The 20,071-nt window shown below is 46.8% G+C and carries 13 protein-coding genes, 1 pseudogene and 1 riboswitch; of the genes and pseudogenes, 4 read left to right on the plus strand and 10 right to left on the minus strand.

The window, feature by feature from the left end; all coding sequences use genetic code 11:
• Window positions 1-156: 156 nt before the first annotated feature.
• Window positions 157-2,856 (minus strand): helix-turn-helix domain-containing protein, encoded by a 2,700-nt coding sequence (locus T500_RS14800; RefSeq protein WP_196243441.1) that lies wholly within the window; start codon window positions 2,854-2,856, stop codon window positions 157-159.
• Between the two features lie 163 nt (window positions 2,857-3,019).
• Complete coding sequence (locus tag T500_RS0100250; protein WP_028906438.1) at window positions 3,020-5,203, minus strand: alpha-galactosidase; 2,184 nt, start codon at window positions 5,201-5,203, stop codon at window positions 3,020-3,022.
• Window positions 5,204-5,321: 118 nt separating this feature from the next.
• On the opposite strand from T500_RS0100250, the gene T500_RS0100255 reads away from it, so the two are divergent.
• The 3 genes and pseudogenes from T500_RS0100255 (at window position 5,322) to T500_RS0100265 (ending at window position 7,817) form a co-directional block, all read left to right on the plus strand.
• Window positions 5,322-5,897: a manganese efflux pump MntP family protein gene (locus tag T500_RS0100255; protein ID WP_028906439.1), complete on the plus strand. Its 576-nt coding sequence runs from the start codon at window positions 5,322-5,324 to the stop codon at window positions 5,895-5,897.
• Between the two features lie 72 nt (window positions 5,898-5,969).
• A pseudogene (locus T500_RS0100260) lies at window positions 5,970-6,761 on the plus strand (ABC transporter ATP-binding protein); the annotation flags it as partial.
• 21 nt (window positions 6,762-6,782) lie between these two features.
• Window positions 6,783-7,817 carry a pyridoxal phosphate-dependent aminotransferase gene (locus T500_RS0100265; RefSeq protein WP_028906441.1) on the plus strand — a complete coding sequence of 345 codons (1,035 nt, stop codon included), beginning with the start codon at window positions 6,783-6,785 and terminating at the stop codon, window positions 7,815-7,817.
• On the opposite strand, the gene T500_RS0100270 is transcribed toward T500_RS0100265, so the two are convergent.
• The 6 genes from T500_RS0100270 to T500_RS14810 form a co-directional block, all read right to left on the minus strand.
• A complete protein-coding gene (locus T500_RS0100270; protein ID WP_028906442.1) occupies window positions 7,807-8,931 on the minus strand; it encodes an ABC transporter substrate-binding protein in 1,125 nt (374 codons plus the stop codon). The two genes, T500_RS0100265 and T500_RS0100270, sit on opposite strands and share 11 nt — an antisense overlap.
• A complete protein-coding gene (locus T500_RS14805) occupies window positions 8,931-9,674 on the minus strand; it encodes a DUF4465 domain-containing protein (RefSeq protein ID WP_028906443.1) in 744 nt (247 codons plus the stop codon). The genes T500_RS0100270 and T500_RS14805 overlap by 1 nt, the downstream gene beginning before the upstream one ends.
• A gap of 31 nt (window positions 9,675-9,705) precedes the next feature.
• On the minus strand, window positions 9,706-10,824 hold the full coding sequence (locus tag T500_RS0100280) for a hypothetical protein (protein WP_028906444.1): 1,119 nt from the start codon (window positions 10,822-10,824) through the stop codon (window positions 9,706-9,708).
• Window positions 10,821-11,987, minus strand: a complete 1,167-nt coding sequence (locus tag T500_RS0100285) for a YncE family protein (protein ID WP_028906445.1) — start codon at window positions 11,985-11,987, stop codon at window positions 10,821-10,823. Before T500_RS0100285 ends, T500_RS0100280 begins: the two co-directional genes overlap by 4 nt.
• Window positions 11,984-13,996, minus strand: a complete 2,013-nt coding sequence (locus T500_RS0100290; RefSeq protein WP_036908157.1) for a TonB-dependent receptor plug domain-containing protein — start codon at window positions 13,994-13,996, stop codon at window positions 11,984-11,986. The genes T500_RS0100285 and T500_RS0100290 overlap by 4 nt, the downstream gene beginning before the upstream one ends.
• A 44-nt stretch (window positions 13,997-14,040) precedes the next feature.
• Window positions 14,041-14,259, minus strand: a riboswitch (cobalamin riboswitch).
• A 167-nt stretch (window positions 14,260-14,426) separates the two neighbouring features.
• Window positions 14,427-15,374 carry an LD-carboxypeptidase gene (locus tag T500_RS14810; protein WP_196243442.1) on the minus strand — a complete coding sequence of 316 codons (948 nt, stop codon included), beginning with the start codon at window positions 15,372-15,374 and terminating at the stop codon, window positions 14,427-14,429.
• A gap of 112 nt (window positions 15,375-15,486) precedes the next feature.
• Between T500_RS14810 and mutS the strand changes: the two genes are divergently transcribed.
• Complete coding sequence (gene mutS / locus T500_RS0100300) at window positions 15,487-18,111, plus strand: DNA mismatch repair protein MutS (RefSeq protein ID WP_028906447.1); 2,625 nt, start codon at window positions 15,487-15,489, stop codon at window positions 18,109-18,111.
• A 13-nt stretch (window positions 18,112-18,124) separates the two neighbouring features.
• On the opposite strand, the gene lgt is transcribed toward mutS, so the two are convergent.
• Window positions 18,125-18,958 carry a prolipoprotein diacylglyceryl transferase gene (lgt, locus tag T500_RS0100305; RefSeq protein WP_028906448.1) on the minus strand — a complete coding sequence of 278 codons (834 nt, stop codon included), beginning with the start codon at window positions 18,956-18,958 and terminating at the stop codon, window positions 18,125-18,127.
• The gene (ychF, locus tag T500_RS0100310) at window positions 18,955-20,055 is read right to left on the minus strand and encodes a redox-regulated ATPase YchF (protein ID WP_013064510.1); all 1,101 of its coding nucleotides are present in this window, start codon (window positions 20,053-20,055) and stop codon (window positions 18,955-18,957) included. Before ychF ends, lgt begins: the two co-directional genes overlap by 4 nt.
• Between the last annotated feature and the right edge of the window lie 16 nt (window positions 20,056-20,071).

The following is a 20,071-nucleotide window of genomic DNA, read 5'->3' on the forward strand; positions in this document are numbered from 1 at the left end:
AATAACTCAAAAATCATTTTTAATTATCTGATTGTTTTATTTGGTTTGCAAAGTTATGCAAACCTATTCTGATAGTGGTTTGATGCTACGCAAAAAAGGTTTCATTGCTATTTTCTGATAGCTTTGAAACCTTTTTAGACAGAATTCAAACCTTATTTACTGGTATTTTGAAGGCGATACACCGAAGTATTTCTTAAATACTGTACTGAAATACTTGGCATTCTCGAATCCTGCAAGTGTAGCTGCATCAGATACACTACGTCCGTTTCTCAGCATCTGGGCTGCACGCTCCAGACGAATGATACGGATAAAGTCCTGAGGCGACTTGCCAGTAAACGACTTCAGCTTTACGTAGAACAGCGTACGGCTCATAGCCATCTCTCGACAAAGACTGTCAATAGAATAATCTGTGTCGCTAAGATGTTCGGATATCAGTTGGGTAGCCTTATCTACAAAGTCGGATTCTGCCTCATCGCTATCTGTAATCTGCACCTCTTCAGGCTCGTCGGTAGCGGGTACTGATGTAGGTGTAGAAGCATTGATGGCTTTCAGATGGTCGATAGTCAGGCGCATATACTTTTCGTGCAGTTTATATACCTGCCAAGCGATATAGAATGCCAACAATACCAGAGCGATGTAAATGCACCGCATCCACCAAGAGTTCCACCAAGGCTGAGCAATTGTAATAATAAGCGTTTTGGAGTCGAGAACTGTACCCGTTGTACGACTGAGGCATTGTAGCGTTAGCTGATGCTCACCTGGCTCGAGATTAACAAAACGTATATACTGCTGGTCGGTAGGCTTACTCCACTCGCCACGTCCCATCTTATAACGGTAAACGATATCGAAGTGGTTGCGCATGTTCACACTTTCGAATTGGAGATCGAACGTGCGCTGACGATAAGAAAGACTCAACCTGCCTTGGTTAAGCAGATTAAACACCTTAATATTCTGCAGTTTATCCGAATCAACATCGCAGTTAACGCCAACGAAAGTGATGCTGGCCGTATAATTAAGGGACTGCACATTCTCAGGATGGATTATGATGGCACCCGTAGTTGAACCAAATATAATATCGCCATCGGGTAGCACCTGAGCCGCTCCACGCGAATACTCTCGGTTAAATCCATAACAGTAATTGGCATTAATAACTTTGTCGCCTTCCCCCGACTTTACAAAAGCCAGACCTTCGTCGGTAGCAATCCATATACGTCCATCACGGCTTTTAACCAAACTACGTACATAGTTAGATGGAAGGCCGTTGGCCGTAGTTATCTGTCGACTGATGTGTTTGCCAAGATGGTAAACATAAACACCACCACCATCGGTTCCTATCCACAACTCCATGCCCGAAGCCAACAGATGTGTAACAAAGGGGTTCACATCTGTAACACCAGCTGGTGTGTAGTCTAACTCCTTAACCTCAGCGCTACCAGGCGTAATCAGCTTAAGACCAAAGGCTGTACCAACCACAATCTGTCCAGAGGTGAGCTGTGTAATGGCTTGAACATCGTGTACTGGATAGTAGTGGCATTCTGACTTTTTATTACTGATTTGTGATACAGGACTATACACCAGATCGCCATTCAGCGAGCCTACCCACAAACCACCATCCTTATCATACAGGGTGGCATAAACGTGGTCGTCTTTCAGAAAACTTTTGTCTTTTGTATATATCTGACGAACATTGGCACGACAATCAATCTCGATAACGCCCTTACCATAGGTTGAAACCAATACACTACCATCGGCCTTTTTGCTGGCGTTAAGCACAACTGTACCCTGGCAACAATGCTGCCATTGCCCTGTAATAAGGCTCTTAATGCTGATACCATTATCAGTACCCATCAGCAACATGTCTGCCGAAAGTGGCATTACCATATTCACATTATCGTTGAGCAGACTCTGCTGGTTGTTAGCCAGATGCTGATAGATAGCTGTGGTTGTACTGATGGGACGGGCAATATCTATACCTCCAGAGTAGGTACCTATTACGATGTTCTTCCAACTATCTACCAGCATGGCATAAACGCCGTTGCCATGTAGTACGCTATGTTCCGACTCGTTGGCATCGAAGAGTAAAGAGCAACCGCCCCTACCATCACGACTAATCTGATAAACACCTTGTCCATCAATGCCGATCAGCATGGTATCATCGTCGTAAGGACAAATGCTACGGATAGGATTACGATACAGATTCTGATCAGATATACGCACAAACTCATCGGAAGTAATCTTGCCATTCTGACTAATGGTTACCATATGAAGACCATTCTCGTAACCTCCAATCCATAAGCGGCCCGACATTTCATCGTAGTAGCCGTACTCCGTGTTATAGGGTAACAGGCGCTGGCCTCGTTCATTGTATACACCATCGCGGGCACAGAACAGCAGATGGCCCATCATAGGTACAATCTGGTTTACATAAGTGTCCTTCAATACCTGTGTCAGCGTGGTATCTTTTAACACATACACACCATCGTGCAAAGCTAAGAACAGCTTGCTATCCTTTACATAGATATCGTTCAATCCTACCTCGTGGCCTAACTTCTTGGATATGCTGGCAACAGGTTTAAAACCATCAAGAACTGACTGGAAAAGATAGATGGAACCGCGATTATCGAAAGCATAAATCGCTTTATCGTTAGTGGCCATCTTAATAACACGTCCGCCAAGATGAGCAAATGGTGTACCATCGTCGAGCCGGTATATTCTTACTTTTGAGCCATTATAGCGACCTACGCCTTTCATAGACGACCACCAAATGGCACCAGATGTGGTTTGGCAAACAGAAAATATACGCTGATTATCCACACCATCAGCTATACCCAGATGTGAATAAGTAAAATGCTTCACATCTAAGGCGTGTAATTGCATGGCAAAAAGCATGAATAGCGTAATCAGCCAATGTTCTAATCTTCGTTGTAGTTCCATTCGGCTGCAAATATACGAAAAAAAGCGCAATATACATCCTATTTTAATGAAAAGAATGTATATTGCGCCTTTTTCTTAGCCTAAGTTACTGTGCCTCAAGCAACAACACACGACTGCTCCAATCATTTTTCTTGCTCCATTCGGGCTCGTTACGATAAGGCATTTCAAGGCCGTGATTCATCAGATAGGCACCACTGAACACCTTACCCTCGACATCCATCGGATGCAGGTCGATACGGTTTAACTCGTGAATCTTATAATTCTTCGAGGCATCGAGGCCTGCCATTTTTACACGTGGCAGATGCTCGTTCTGGAACGATTCGGTTTTCCACCAGAAGAATACTGACTTCGACTTCTGCTCATCTACATACATGAGTGATGCCAAGCCCTGCTTATCATAAGGCGAAACCAGACGATAAATGTCGCCAAACTGTACGATAGGACGAATCTGCTTGTACTCGGCAATGGCCTTGCGGCAGAGCTCTTTCTCATCGTCGGTCATATTCTTAGGCTGGATTTCCATACCCAAACGACCGCTCATAGCCACATCAACACGATATTTGAGTGCTGTAGTGCGGAAAACTGTGTGGTTAGGTGTGGCCGAGATGTGCGATGCCATAGCGATGGCAGGGAAGAAATAGCTTGTACCCCACTGCATATAGATACGCTGCAGAGCATCGGTATTATCGCTTACCCAGAACTCATCAAAATAAGGCAGCACGCCCCAGTTGGCACGACCGCCACCAGAAGCACAGGCCTGAATGGTAAGGTCGGGATACTTGGCACGAACACGCTGACAAACCTTCTCGAAACCACGATGATATTCAATATAGAGATGGCACTGATCGTTCATGGTAAGATACTGTGAGCCATGATTTATAATGGGCATGTTGGCATCCCATTTGATATAGTCGATTTCTGGATATTTTGTCATCAGATTATCAACAATAGAGAACACAAAGTCCTGTACCTTGGGGTTGGCCAGATCGAGTACCAGCTGCGTGCCGCCACGACCTTTCACTACCTCACGCTTGGGGGCTTTCACAACCCAGTCGGGGTGAGCATCATAGAGTTCGGATACTGAGTTGGTCATCTCTGGCTCAATCCAGATGCCGAACTTAATGCCATGCTTTTTGGCATCGCGAAGAAGACCTTCGATACCCTCGGGTAGCTTGTTTTTATCAACCTCCCAGTCGCCAAGAGCACAGTTATCGGTCTTACGAGGATATTTTACGCCAAACCAGCCATCGTCCATCACAAAGAGTTCACCACCCATCGAGGCAATATCGCCCATCATCTGGTCCATACCCTGCTGGTTGATGTCGAAGTAAACACCCTCCCAAGAGTTGAGCAGTATCTTACGCTCCTTATTGCCGTGAGCCAGCATATATTTGCGGCCCCACTTGTGGAAATTGCGCGATACACCTGAGAGACCACACTTTGAGAAGCTGAATGCCACCTTTGGCGTGGTGAATGTCTCACCTTTCTTAAGATGATAGGCCGAGTTATCGGGGTTGATGCCAGCAAAGAAGTAGTGGTACTCTGTGTCATCGGTCTCAACTTTCAGCTGATAGTTGCCTGAGTAGCAGAGGGCGGCACCAATCACATCGCCGCTGTTCTCCCGGCCTTTACCATCGAGCGAGAACATCACTTCGGCATGATCGGTATGTGCATTGCGTACACCATCCTTATTCTTAATCACCTTCTGTCCAAGCTGGATAGGCTCCTCAATCAAGCGAGCCTCGTTGCCCCACGAACCGCCAAAGTGCGAAAGCCATACGTTTCCGCGACGGATGGGCAGTGAACAAGAGGCAAATTGCGTAAGAGTGATGGGTTTGGCCTCGCCGTTTTTGATTTCTGTCCAGGTTTCAATCATATCTTCATCGAAACGTGCCTGATAGCACAGCACTACCTGAACAGGGTATTTGGGATCTTTTAACGTAATCTGAGTAACAGAGCCTTGTGTGGTTACATCTGTTGCAAAAAGCTCTGTCGACATATTGCCATCGGCATGGGTCATGGCTACAGCTGCTTCAGCAGTACAGTTCATGCCATAAGCAGGATAAGCATCCATACGTCCGTCACGAGGGGATTGCAGATTCTGCAAATCGTAGTCGCTTAGTTTTGCACCATAATACACATACTGTGGTTGTTTACCCGTTTCTACATCAAGCACCATCGTGGTGTTCTTGGTTTGGATAACAACCTGTTTTGCCCAAGCCGTAGAGGCCGAGACCATAAGGAACGCTAGAAAAAGAATCTTCTTCATTTTTTTGAATCGGTTATTAGTTAAAAAATCTGAGCGCAAAGGTAATAAAAAATTTGTTTATCTCAAAAAAAAGTTGTTATTTTGCAAGCTAAAGTATAAGAAAGAGCAAAATATTATCATGAACTCGCTGGATATATGGATGTTAGCCGTTGCATTGGCTATGGATTGCTTCACGGTTTCGATTGTGAGCGGTGTTATCGTTCGCCGTTGGTTGTGGGCGATGATTCTGCGTATGGCTTTTCTTTTCGGACTTTTCCAGGCCGTGATGCCACTGATAGGCTGGCTGACTACCAATCACTTTAGTGAGCAATTGGAAGCCATCGACCACTGGATAGCCTTTGGATTGCTGGCATTCTTAGGTGGAAAAATGATTCGCGAATCGTTCTCGGACGAGGAAGAACAGCAGTTTAATCCTAAGAACCTGCGTACCCAGCTGGTACTGGCTGTTGCTACAAGTATTGATGCACTGGCCATCGGTATATCGTTTGCTTGCACAGGCTATCGCGCCTTTGCGCAGATTGCCTATCCGCTGTTAATTATTGGACTGGTATCTTTCATGTTCAGTTTTGTAGGCTACAGGTTGGGCGTAAGGTTCGGCAAGTCGATAGCCCGCAAGCTAAAACCAGAACTGTTAGGTGGCATAATTCTGATAGTAATAGGTATAAAAATACTGATTACTCACTTGATGGCTTAAGATAAAACTCGCCAAAAGAAAAAAGTTTGCAAATTTTGATACTGTTTCCAAACTTTTTACTATCTTTGCACCATGAAGACGACGGGCGAAACTATAGAGCTGCGCAATCTAAGCATCGGCTACCAGACAAAACACGGTATTAAAACGGTGGCTACGGGTATCGATGGTACCATCAAAAGCGGTGAACTTACTTGTCTGCTGGGTGCTAATGGTGTAGGAAAATCAACGCTACTAAAAACCCTATCTTCATTCCAACCAAAAACAGGTGGCGAGATACTGTTAGAAGGTCGCGAACTCTCAGAGTACAGCGATAAACAGCTGAGCCGCCTGATAGGAGTGGTGCTGACCGAAAAGCCCGATGTGAGGAATATGACCGTTCGCGAGCTGGTATCGTTGGGGCGATCGCCCTACACAGGGTTTTGGGGCACTTATTCGAAAGACGACCTGCAGGTGGTTGACGAGGCTATTGCAATGGTGGGCATAGAGCCGCTAAAGAAGCGTATGGTGCACACGCTGAGCGATGGCGAACGCCAGAAGGTGATGATAGCCAAAGCACTGGCCCAACAAACACCTGTGATTTATCTTGACGAGCCAACGGCTTTTCTCGATTATCCCAGCAAAGTTGAGGTATTGCAGCTATTGTGTCGCATTAGTCGTGAGGCTGACAAAGTAATTTTTTTATCCACGCACGATGTGGAACTGGCCCTGCAGATGGCCGATACCATCTGGCTGATGACTCAAGGCGAGTCTGTAGCTATCGGATCGCCCAAAACGCTTGCTGAACAAGGGGCATTAGGCAGGTTTATAGAACGGGAGGGTATAGCCTTCGATCCCAAGACCATGACAATAAAAGTAACAAAACAGGTATAAATATCTATTAAGCTTATGATATACGGGCACGGTGACGATGTGTTTCGCTATGGCGACAAGGTGAAGATAAATTTCAGCTCGAATGTGTATAGTCAGGCCGACTACACAGAGTTGAAAGAACACCTGATGCAGCATTTTGATGTGGTGGGTCACTACCCAGAGCCCGATGCCCATACTTTAGAATGCCTGTTGGCCGAAAAACTGGGTGTAAAAGAGAACACCGTGATGGTTACCAGCGGCGCTAACGAGGCTATCTATCTGATAGCACAATTGTACAAGGGTTGGTCGTCTATCATTCCGCATCCCACTTTTAGCGAATACGAGGATGCTTGCCGCATGTTTAACCATATTATTTCGTACGACGTTAAGGACGAGTTTGATGTACTTCCCAAGGACCGTATTTATTGGATTTGTAACCCTAATAACCCTACAGGCAACGTGCTGGTAAAGGGTATGATAAACCATATCGTTCGCAATCATCCACGCTATCTGTATGTCATCGATCAGTCGTATGCAGATTATACCTTAGCGCCTATGCTGGAGCCCAAGGAGATGACAGATGTGTTCAACTTGATGCTGGTTCACTCGCTTTCCAAGACATTCTGCATACCAGGTCTGCGTTTGGGTTATATCGTGGCCTCACCTATTATTATAGGTAGACTGAAACAGATACGTCAGCCCTGGACGATTAACGCCCTGGCTATCGAGGCTGGTAAATATATGCTTGAGAACAATCTGCAGATGATTCCCGACCTGAAAGGCTATCTGCAGGAGACGATGCGACTGCACGCAAACTTATCGGCTATCGACGGACTGAAAGTGATGAAGACGGATACCAACTTTATGCTGGTATCCATAAATAATAGTACATCGATAGAGTTGAAACGATGGCTGATGGACAACTACGGTATATTGATTCGTGATGCCTCGAACATTCGCGGATTAGATAATAACTACTTCCGCATAACTACCCAACAGCCCGAGGAAAACGATCTGTTGGTAGAAGCTATCACGGCGTATGTAGGCCATCTGAACGAGGTTAGCGACTAACCTCTTTAAAATAGCGCATCGAGGCCATCGTATCCAGTTCGGGATGCAGAATATGGATAAAATCGCCCAATAGTCTTTCTGGATGGAAAGGTGATTCCTCGTAGAACAACGAACGCTCTACATCACAACCATAAGCTGTTTGGTTCTTAAAGGCCTTAAACTGATTATAGCCATGATGTTCGCTCAGCAGTTCATCATAGGTAATATCGTGATCGCCACTATATCTGAAGAGCCACACATCAGCATCGCCAGCACGTTCTAAAACCGTTTCGAAAGGCAATGAGATAGAACCGCTGTGTTCATCGTCAGCCCACGCATATTGAGCGTTAGCATCCCTAATCATCTGGCCAATGGTGCTTTTGCCACCAGGCACATACCACACGCTACCTGTTACCTTATCAACCACGACCGATGGCTTTGTTTTAGCCTTTGCTGCCAATGCCTTAAGTTGGTGGTAGCTGTTATCTACACTCTGAAACAGCATATCGGCACGCTCTTCGCAACCAAACAGCATGCCATAGAAACGTAGCCACTCGGCACGAGCCAAAGGCGAGGCTTCCATATAGTCGGCACATTCTATGATGGGGATGTTAATCTCTTCGAGTTTACCATAGCCACCGCTGTTTTCGAAAGGCGACAGGAATAGGGCATCAGGATGTTCGTCGATAATTTTCTCGATAACAGGACTCATACCATCGCCAACATCGCTTATCTTGCCTTTGGCCACCTGCTCCTGAATCCAAGGTATCTTAATGTACTTCAAGTCGGCCACACCCGATATGCAATTCTGTTTGCCAAACTCCATCAGCATAGCGCAATGCACGGTGGTAAACATCACGGCACGTTTTAATGGTGTGCGTACTACAGTACCGCTGGGAATATGGTTGGGTATTTCCTGGTCGGCAGGTATCAGCACATAACGGTGCAGCGTCATACCCTCCTTCCAGGGATTCTTGATGGTAGCCACCGTATAGCCATCAAACTTCTCGACGCTAATCTGTGTGGCATATTTGAATGTAACAGCATCGCCCTCAGCTTGCTGAAGTGCGTTTTTCTTCGCACCTCCGCAGGCTGTGAGCAATACTGCTATGATTAATAGTTGAATGTATCTCATTAATACTCAAACTCGATATCGTCGATACACATGTAAGTAGGAGTTGTTGGACCGTAGTCGTTCTTCTTAGTGCTATCGAATGCAAAGCTCAGTTTGGTAACTTTCTCTAAACTCTGGAAATCGCAGAACTGCCAATCCTTTACATACTCACCATCCTTAGCCAGGAAAACCTCAACATCCTTGGTTGAACCATCAGACAGTGTTGCAGTAACTGTGCACTTAAACCAGTCGTCCTTCTCAAACTTACCAGGAGACATTCCATCGCCATTCAGGATGGCATCAACAGCCCATGCCTCGTTGGTGAACCAGAAGCCCTTCAGGGTAACGGCACGACCGAAATCGATTTCCTCGCCATAGGTATATACTACACAGAAGTTGTTACCGCTCTTGGCAGCACCTACAGCACTATTGAACTGATCGGGATTCTGCTCCTTATAAGTAGTCTCTGTGCGATTTGAGATAGCAAAACCAGTCCAGCTGGCCCATGAGGGTGTGTAGTTTACTGGGAAGGTTACACCCTTTTCCTTATACTGGCAGGCGAAGGCCTCTGATCCCCAGTTATCAAACTTAGTACCAGTTTCATCACCACGCCAATAGCCATCAGCGCCAAGCTTCTTGTTCTCGAAAGAAACTGTAGCCTGTCTCTTACCACCAACAGGATTGTCATCATTAGTACATGATGTGAACGACAGTGCGAAACCGCACGCAAGGACTGCAAGTCCGAAAATTTTGTTTGTCTTCATAATTTTTTTGTTTTAAGTGAATAATAAGAGGTTATTTAATAACAACTTTTTTCTTGTTCTGAATATAAACGCCTTTCTTGGTTGGAGTAACCTTTCGACCCTGCAGGTCGTAGAAAGGACTTGATGAAGATGCTTCCTGCTGGATGGCATGAATGCCGCTTAAAGCATTCTCGATAGCTTGGAGCGAGGCATCGAGATGGATGTCCTCGGCACCAGCAAACTCTGTAGAGGTTTCGCCCCACCACTCGGGCTGGGGACATTTCTGATTCAAACCCGTATAAACACGCACAAAGTCGATGAAATCGAGATTTACAGGCTGACGGTTCTCATCCACAGCCCATGAGATATCAATACCGCAGCCCTCATAATTATAAGAGGTGGCATCGGCATTATCGCTAAAGTTGGGTAGATTGTCGGCATAGCCATAGAGGAAACCTACCAGCACGTAATAGTAGGGACTGAACGATTCCTCTACCTGATTAGACAGATTCAGCATATTATCGGGCAGTCGGGTGCCGTTGAAGGTGAGATTATCTGGCAACCACTGGGGGTAATACTCCTGGGTGTGGTAGTGATTACGATCGATGGTGCCGCTATTGCCTTGGTTATCTGTCCAGGGAATATCGCCCATAGGGTTCTGACGGTAGGTTATCTCGTAACCATAAATTACCTTTCCTGCGCTATCCACATCGCAACTGCCGCTGATTTCGTACCAAGGGTCGTCGGGCTTTCCGTTGCCGTTTACATCCTTAGATACCATCACTACGCCAGCCTCGTTCATACCACCAAACACCAGATTCTTCATTTCCTGATAGGCGTTTCCCCATACGGCAAAGTCGCGCTCGCCAGGCACGTTGGCGATAGAATGATCGAAGTGGAACGTAATATAACCGCCCCAGCCGCCCAGTGCCACCAAATGAGAGTCGATGGGGCCAAGCCCGGCCAGATTATTGTTACACTTCTTAATCATATCGGCCTCGGTATCGCCAGCTTCGTATTCAGGCACATCGTTTACATACTGTCCTGGGGCTGGGCGATATTCATCTACTGCCTGGATGTATTTGGAGTGCACAGTTACATCGTCCATGCGCTGAGCGTGGATATTACCGGTAGTAATTGCGGCTATTAATAGTAACAATATCTTCTTCATTTCTTTACTGTTTTAAATAAAAATGCTGCGTGGGCAGGTATATCGCCTGTGCTTACCTTCCAGTCGAAGGTGCCATCGGGCAGGAAGTGCAGCAACTCGCCACTCGATACATAGTTCTTGGCATCCATCAGATAAAAATCGCGATGGATGGGGTTTACAATGATGCCATAAGGCATGCGTATCTTGCTAATCTCGGGTGCACTCGACAGACTGGTGCTTACCACCTGATGCGTTTTTACGTTGATGATACCATAGGTGATGGTATTACTCATCGACACCTCGCTCCACTGAGAGCCGTAGAAATAGAGCGAATCGCCCACAATACAAAGGTCGCTTACAGGTTGATCGATGTATCCGCCAACCTTCATTTTGCCGCTTTCGTCAGGTGCCAACCACCAGATGCTCGATGCCTCAGTCATATAGTCGCCACGAGCTGTTACCCACAGCTGATTGTACTTATCGGCCTTCAGATGATGTAGGTTGGGGGCTACCTCTATCTTGCTGGTTTCTTGCATGGTAGCCATATCTATCACGCTGACTGTACTCTCATAACCTTGGCCTGTCATACCTTGATAGCCACCACTGTTGGCCACGTAAAGCTGGTTGCCGATAATGGCCATCTCCTCGGGCTGATAGCCTACACTACAAGAGTCGACCTTTTGCAAGGTGAGTGTATCTACCTTATACACACTACCTAGCGGACTGTTGCTCGAAGCATAAACCGTTCCCACATACGATGACACGTAAGCATATCGATCGTTAAACGTCACGTATCGGCAGTTAGGAATGTTTACCTTACCTATTCTGATAGCCGAATCGGCACGGGCCACCTCAACCTTGTTTGAGCAGTTGATAACCAGCCACAGACGTGAACCATATATCTGACAATCGTTACCCACATCGCCCAGCGACATTACAGTACTTGGGTTTCGCTGCGAGTAGATGTTGCGATAATAGTGGGCTGTAGAATCAGACAGGTCGAGATAGTCGAGCGACGACTTGTTTGATCCCATATTACCCTCATTCAGCAGATACATGCCAACGATATCGCCCTGCTGCGTTTTGCCGCCTGGATCGCTTTTCTCCATCGGCACTATCATCACATCCTGGCGACAGGCCGAAAGGAGCAACAGGGTTAATATGTAGTATGCTAGCTGCTTCATATCTCAACGCTTAATGTTAGTGCATAGTTGCGACCAGGCATGGGGTAATTTACGATTACCTCGTAATCCTGACCTAACAGATTGTTCACATCCAAGTGTGCTTTCATCAGCACACTATTTAGTTTCCACCAAACTCCCAGACTCAGGTCGCTGGTGTACCAAGGTTCCATGTGGTTATAGATAATGTTTTCCTGCTCGTCGTAGCGTTCGCCTGCATAGATAAACGAGTAGTTCAGGTTCCAGTTCTTATAGGTAAGACCTAGAATGGCCGAACCAGAGTGCCAGGGGATGTAGGGTATCTGATGCTTGTAATACGAGGTTTCGGCATCGGTAACATCGCGTGCATCCTGATAGGTGTACTGGGCACGAGTGGTAGCTATCAGATCCTTACCAATCTTGAAATCGGCCTCGGCCTCAACATCAATTCCCTTGATGTGAACCTTGCCTAAGTTCAGCATCGTCCAACGGAACTGCTGCCCCTTGGGGTAAGCCACAATTTTATCGTGTACTGTATTATAATAGGCATCGAAATGCATCTCGGCATGGCGAATGATACCATGCTCAAAGTGCTTGTTAAGCGCAAAGCCGGCATCGTACTGCAAGGCGCTCTCGGGCACCAGGTTGGCATTACCCATATCGGTATAATATAGGTCGTTGAAGGTCGGCATGCGGAAACTCTTTTTTACGTAGGCTCGCATAGAGAAAAAGGTGCCGCGGAAGGGATATACATTTACAAACAGCGCTGGCGTGAGTTTAGATAGCGAATGACTGCTGTTTAAGCCTGCGAACTCGCCTCTGCGGTGGCTTTTGTCGTGGATAAAGGTAGCCAGGATTGAGCCCTGCGCCTTCAGGTGTTTGTAGTCGATAGCTGTAGCTAAGCTTACCAGATTAGAAATGCGTGTGGGGTAAGCAAAGTTGTAGATATTGGCATTCAGTTTGTTCCATTTAAAGTCGTAGGCCAGCGATGCACTCCAATTGGGTAGCAGCTCCAGTACATTGGCTGTAGAAAGATAGAACTCCTGCTGCTTGTAACGATTGTCAACAGGTAGCTGGGTGGTATCCTTGTTTACGTAGTGGGTGTTGTAATAGGCATACTTGGCCAGCCATCGGGTGCTGAAACCATCGCCTATGTTCTTATTATAATCGGCTTGTACAAAGGTGTTCAAATCCTGCTGGCGCTCACCACGTCGCCACACGTTGTTTACGATGGCACCAGGAATGCCTCGTGCTGAGTTATACAGATAACCCTTAATCTGCCAACTGCCCTGCTCCAATCGGCCAAACAGGTTAGCTTCGATACGTTCGGCATGTATATCGCCATTCTGTCGCACAGCCGTTGTGTCCCAAGCCGTTTGTCCGTTAGGATACTTGCGCTCGTAATGGAACTTATACTTACCGCTGGCTGTTAAGAAACCGGCACTTACCGACGAGCTGATGGTTGATGACAGTTTCTGCTCCCAAAGGGTAGAAAAGCGGAACATATCGCTCGACCCGTACTGGGTTTTAAATCGCAGATGGGTATTCTCGCCTTTCTTGAAATCAGGCGCTTTGGTACGGATATAGATAGAACCGGCGTTTCCAAAATCGCTGGCGGGTTGGAAGATGGCACTCTTCTGGCCGTTATAAAGCGTGATATCCTCTACGTTATCAAGAGAGAACTGGCCCAAGTCAATCTGTCCGTTCTGCGCATTACCTAACTGTACACCATCGTAGCTGATGCCTAAGTGGTGCGTACCCATCGAGCGGATGTTTACTGTTTTAATGCCGCCCACGCCGCCATAATCCTTTAGTTGGATACCAGAGAAATAGCGTAACGCATCGGCCACAGAGTGCGTGTTCAGTTGTTCCAGCAGTTCGCCCTTCAGTTTCTGACTGGGCACCACCTCGCGCATGGCTGGCTTCGACACAACAATTATCTCCCGCACATGCTGCACGGAATCTAACTTGCTTTGTGCTGCCGTTGTCATCGCCAACACGCAAGCCATTGCCAATGTGAATGCTCGATTCATCATCTTTTTTTTCTGCCTTCGCCATCTAACCCCAGAGATAGGCAAGCGGCTCGAGTTTCATCGGCAGGTCTTCTGACTTATCGTCTGGCAGCAAACGTCTTCCCAAAAAACTCAGTGACATACATGTTTGCGCCTCATAAAGGACGACTTACAGCAGCGGGAAAGGCCACGGGTAGGTGCCTTTCGGCGGGATTCTGTTCAGGATTCTCACCCGATTCCCTATTAATCTCCACATCTGGAGAACCGATTACTGCTGCAAAGATACAATAATTATTCTCAAAATAAATAGTTTTACTCAGTTTTTTTGTTTTTATGCTCCCCCTTGCCATCTAAAGCACGATATTTTTTCCCAACTTGGGAATGTTTGATTCCCAGTTTGGGAACATTTCATTCCCAACGTGGGAACAAAATGTTCCACTAATGGGAATTATTAATATTGTAGCACTACCTCATCGGGGGTTACTTCTAATGTGGCTTTGGTGCCTGTTAGGAGGGGGAAGTTTTTTAGGTGGGCGTGACCTACTGGAAAGTTGTAGCATACGGGGATGTGCCAATGCTGTAGATACTCGTTGAGCAGGGCATACATGTCGTCGAAACCGTTTTCGGGGTGTTTGTATTTGTTGAACTGCCCAACAATAATGGCTCGGATGTGTTTCTGTAAGCCACGTATCTCGATGTTATGCAGCATGCGGTCTACTTTACTCATGCCCTCGCCTGTATCTTCAATAAAAAGCACGATTCCATCGATAAACAGCGGATCAAAATCAGAGCCTGCCAAGTCGTTGAAAACACTCATATTACCACCAACGACGATGCCTTCGGCCTTACCTGTAATGTTTAAGGGATGGGGAGCAATGTGATAGGTTGGCAAATGACCTGCAAGCATATGGCGTAATGCCTGACTCACGGTATCGCTGCCCTCGTAAGTATTCAGCGCATAACACATCGAACCATGAATACCCTTTACGCCTGCCCTAGCCTGAGCACACAGCAACGCCGTCACATCGCTGAATCCGATAATCATCTTTGGATACTGCTGGAGTGTATCTAATGAGATACGGGAAAGCAGATGGGCAGCCCCATCGCCGCCTCGCGAACACATGATGGCCTTGATGGATGGTGTGCGTAAAGCCCACAGCAAATCGCTAAGTCGCTCATCGATAGTGCCTGCAAAACCATGATAATTGGCCAGTGCATGGGGCGCCACGATGCATGGATAGCCCCACTTCTCTAAGGTTCGTATGCCGCCATTAATGGTGGCGGTATCGGTAGCACTCGAAGGCGAGATTATAGCGATGGTGTCGCCCGAATTTAGGAATTGGGCTGAAAGCGACAGCACCCAGCAAAGCATCAGCGATATGATAACGAGTTTCTTCATCTTGCTGGCAAAGATACAAATAAACGGGAACATAACAATTATTTAAGAAGAAAATTTTGCTGTTTGCGAAAAAAGGAGTAACTTTGCCGCTCAGATTTAAAATTAGGTAGTTATGGCAAAAACAGCGGGGAAAGAACTAACCCCTATGATGAAACAGTTCTTTGATTTGAAGGCGAAACACCCAGATGCAGTCATGTTATTCAGGTGTGGCGACTTTTATGAAACCTATTGCGAAGACGCTATTACTGCCTCAAAGATATTAGGTATTACCTTAACACATCGTAGTAACGGTGCTGGTGGAAAAGGCGATGAGATGGCTGGTTTTCCCCATCACGCCTTGGATACCTATCTGCCTAAGCTGATTCGTGCTGGCAAACGTGTGGCCATCTGCGACCAGCTGGAGGACCCCAAACTCACTAAAAAGCTTGTTAAGCGTGGCATTACAGAGTTGGTTACACCTGGTGTGGCCATGAGCGATAACGTGCTGAATTACAAGGAGAATAACTTTTTAGCGGCTATCCATTTTGGTAAGTCGAGCTTTGGTGTGGCTTTCCTTGATATCTCTACAGGTGAGTTTCTGACAGGTGAGGGAACTGCCGATTATGTAGAGAAACTGCTGGGCAACTTTTCGCCCAAAGAGGTGCTTTACGATCGTAATCGCAAACAGGATTTTGAACGCCACTTTGGTACTAAATATTTCACGTTCCAGCTGGATGATTGGGTTTTTACCGATCAGACAGGTAAGCAGAAGCTGTTGCAGCACTTTAACGTTAAGAACCTGAAAGGCTTTGGTGTAGATCATCTGCAGTCGGGTGTTATCGCTGCAGGTGCCATTCTGCAGTATCTCGAGCAAACACAGCACACCCAGATAGGTCATATCACCTCTATCTCTCGTATCGAAGAGGATAAGTACGTGCGACTGGATAAGTTTACCATCCGTAGCTTGGAGTTGGTTTACCCCATGCAAGAGGATGGAAAGTCGCTGCTGGATGTTATTGATAAGACGGTGAGCCCCATGGGTGGTCGATTACTGCGCCGCTGGTTAGTATTCCCTTTGAAGGATGAGAAGCCTATTAACGAGCGACTGGATGTGGTAGAGTATTACTATCGCGAACCAGAGTTCCGTGAATGTATCGACGATCAGATACATCGCATAGGCGACTTGGAGCGTATTATCTCGAAAGCAGCAGTTGGTAGAGTATCGCCTCGCGAGGTGGTGCAGCTTAAGACAGCCCTGCAGGCCATTCAGCCCATTAAAACGGCTTGTTTGTATGCCAAGAACCCAACGCTGAACCGTATTGGCGAGCAGTTGAACCTTTGCGAATCGCTGCGCGACCGCATAGAAAAGGAGATTCAGAACGATCCCCCACAGCTGGTGGCAAAGGGAGGCGTGATTCGCGATGGTGTGAATGCCGAACTCGATGAGTTGCGTAGCATTGCCTATAGCGGTAAGGATTATCTGCTGAAGATACAGGAGCGTGAGGCTCAGGAAACTGGTATTCAGAGCTTGAAGATAGGTTATAACAACGTGTTTGGCTACTATCTTGAGGTGCGTAATACCTATAAGGATCTTGTTCCCCCAGAGTGGGTCCGTAAGCAGACACTGGCCCAGGCCGAGCGCTATATTACCCAGGAACTAAAGGAGTACGAAGAGAAGATTTTGGGTGCTGAGGATAAGATTCTGTCGTTAGAGGGCAAGCTCTTCAACGATTTGATTATGAGCATGCAGGAGTTTATCCCACAGATTCAGATCAACGCTAATATCGTTGCCCGTTTGGATTGCTTGCTTAGCTTTGCCAAGGCGGCTGAGGAGAACAAGTATATCCGTCCCGTTATCGATTCATCGGAGGTGATTGATATCAAACAAGGTCGCCATCCTGTAATCGAACAGGAACTGCCCCTTGGCGAGTATTATGTGCCCAACGATATATTGTTGGACAACGAACGTCAGCAGATTATCATTATCACTGGTCCGAATATGGCTGGTAAATCGGCCCTGCTGCGCCAAACGGCATTGATTGTGCTGCTGGCCCAGATAGGTTGCTTTGTGCCCGCAGAGGCTGCCAGAATCGGTCTGGTAGATAAAATCTTTACCCGTGTAGGTGCCAGCGATAACATCTCGTTGGGTGAATCAACCTTTATGGTAGAGATGACGGAGGCTTCGAATATTCTGAATAATGTTTCTTCGCGTTCGCTGGTACTCTTCGACGAGTTAGGTCGAGGCACCAGTACTTACGATGGTATCTCAATAGCATGGGCGATAGTAGAATATCTGCACGAGAATGCCAAAGGTCATCCTCGCACCTTGTTTGCTACCCACTACCACGAGTTGAACGAGATGGAGAAGAATTTTTCGCGCATCAAGAACTATAACGTATCGGTAAAAGAGGTTGATGGCAAGGTGATATTCCTGCGTAAACTGGAGCGTGGTGGCTCTGAGCACTCGTTTGGTATCCATGTAGCCGAGATTGCTGGTATGCCTCGCTCAATCGTCAAGCGAGCCAATGTGATTCTGAAGCAGCTTGAATCGGATAATGCCCAGGTAGGCACCGCTGGTAAGCCTACTAAGGAGATTGCAGGTTCGCGTGAGGGTATGCAGTTGAGTTTCTTCCAACTTGATGACCCTGTGCTCTGTCAGGTTCGTGACGAAATCTTAGGCCTTGATGTGAATAATCTCACCCCGTTAGAGGCTCTCAATAAACTTAACGACATCAAAAAAATCGTCTCAGGAAAGTGAGACGATTTCTTTTTTATGCTATTTTCTTTGCTCTGATCATGCAATAAGCGCCTAGGATGATAAAGGGGATACTGAGTATCTGCCCCATATCGATAGGTAATGATGCTTCGAAAGCTTCCTGTATCTCCTTGGTGTATTCGATGAAGAATCGGAAGGTGAAGATATACGTAAGGCAGAAGCCGAAATACCAGCCTGTACCAATCTTCTCAGGCTTCTTTTTATGCAGAGTCCACATGATGACAAACAGGATGGCGTAGGCGATGGCCTCATACAGTTGTCCTGGATGGCGTGGAACGGCATCAACCTTCTCGAAGATGAATGCCCAGGGCACATCAGTTATCTTGCCGATAATCTCTGAATTCATCAGGTTCCCCAAGCGGATAAAACAGGCTGTGGAACCTGTGGCAATCGCTATATTATCGAGCACCGTCCAAATGCTCAGTTTGGTCTTGCGTACATACATCCAAAGGGCAATCATCAAGCCTAATGTTCCGCCATGTGAGGCCAAGCCTGCATAACCTATCACTTTCCAACCGCCTTCGGGCAGGAATCGGATAGGCAGAATCATCTCTATCAGTCCTTTGCTTGAGGTAAGGAAATAATCGGGCTCGTAGAATAAGCAATGGCCCAGACGAGCACCTATCAGGATACCGAAGAAGCAGTAGAATGCAAGCGGGTCGAAATATTCGTCCTTAATCTTCTGCTCCTTATAGAGGCGCTGAACCAAGAGGTAGGCCAGAACCAATCCGATGACCCACATCAGTCCGTACCAGCGAACTGAAATAGGGCCCAAGTGGAACGCTTCGATGTCGGGCTGCCAAACGATATAATTGAGAAGATTCATCATACGTTGAAACGGAAATGCATAATGTCGCCATCCTGTACTACGTACTCCTTACCCTCAACGGCCAGCTTACCAGCCTCGCGTACAGCTGCCTCAGAGCCATACTGGATATAGTCGTCGTACTTGATTACCTCGGCACGGATAAAGCCCTTCTCAAAGTCGGTGTGGATAACACCTGCACACTGTGGAGCCTTCCAGCCCTTCTTGTAGGTCCAGGCCTTCACCTCCATCTCACCAGCGGTGATAAAGGTTTCGAGGTTCAACAGCGCATAAGCCTTCTTAATCAGGCGGTTTACACCACTCTCTTCCAAGCCCAGCTCTTCCAAGAACATCTGCTTGTCCTCGTAGCTCTCCAGCTCAGCGATATCCTCTTCGGTCTTAGCGGCAATAACCATGGTTTCTGCGCCCTCTTCCTTAGCCAGCTCCTCTACCTTCTTGGTAAAGGCATTTCCTGATTTTGCATCAGTTTCGCCTACGTTACAAACGTAAAGCACAGGCTTTGAAGTGAGCAGGAACAGATTGCGAGCGCAATCCTGCTCGTCCTTACTCTCGAACTCTACGATACGGGCATTCTTACCCTGCTCCAGCACTTCTTTATAAGCGTGGAGTACGGTTGCCTCGATCTTAGCGTCCTTATTACCAGCAGCTGCAGCCTTCTCGGTTTTAGCCAAGCGGCTCTCGATTGTCTCAAGGTCCTTCAGCTGAAGCTCTGTATCGATAATCTCCTTATCGCGGATGGGGTCGATAGTGCCATCAACGTGAGTGATATTCTCGTCCTCGAAACAACGCAGCACGTGGATGATAGCATCGGTTTCGCGGATATTTCCAAGGAATTTATTGCCTAATCCTTCGCCCTTAGAGGCGCCTTTTACAAGGCCTGCAATATCAACGATTTCACAGGTAGCAGGAACGATACGTCCTGGGTGAACCAACTCAGCGAGTTTGGTCAGTCTTTCATCAGGTACAGTGATTACACCCACATTGGGTTCGATTGTACAAAAAGGGAAATTTGCTGCCTGAGCTTTGGCACTCGACAGACAATTAAACAAGGTAGACTTGCCCACATTTGGCAGTCCTACAATACCACATTTTAATGCCATTTTCTTTTATAAACGT

Source organism: Xylanibacter ruminicola Ga6B6, assembly GCF_000687715.1.
In the GTDB taxonomy this organism is placed as follows: Bacteria; Bacteroidota; Bacteroidia; order Bacteroidales; family Bacteroidaceae; genus Prevotella; species Prevotella ruminicola_B.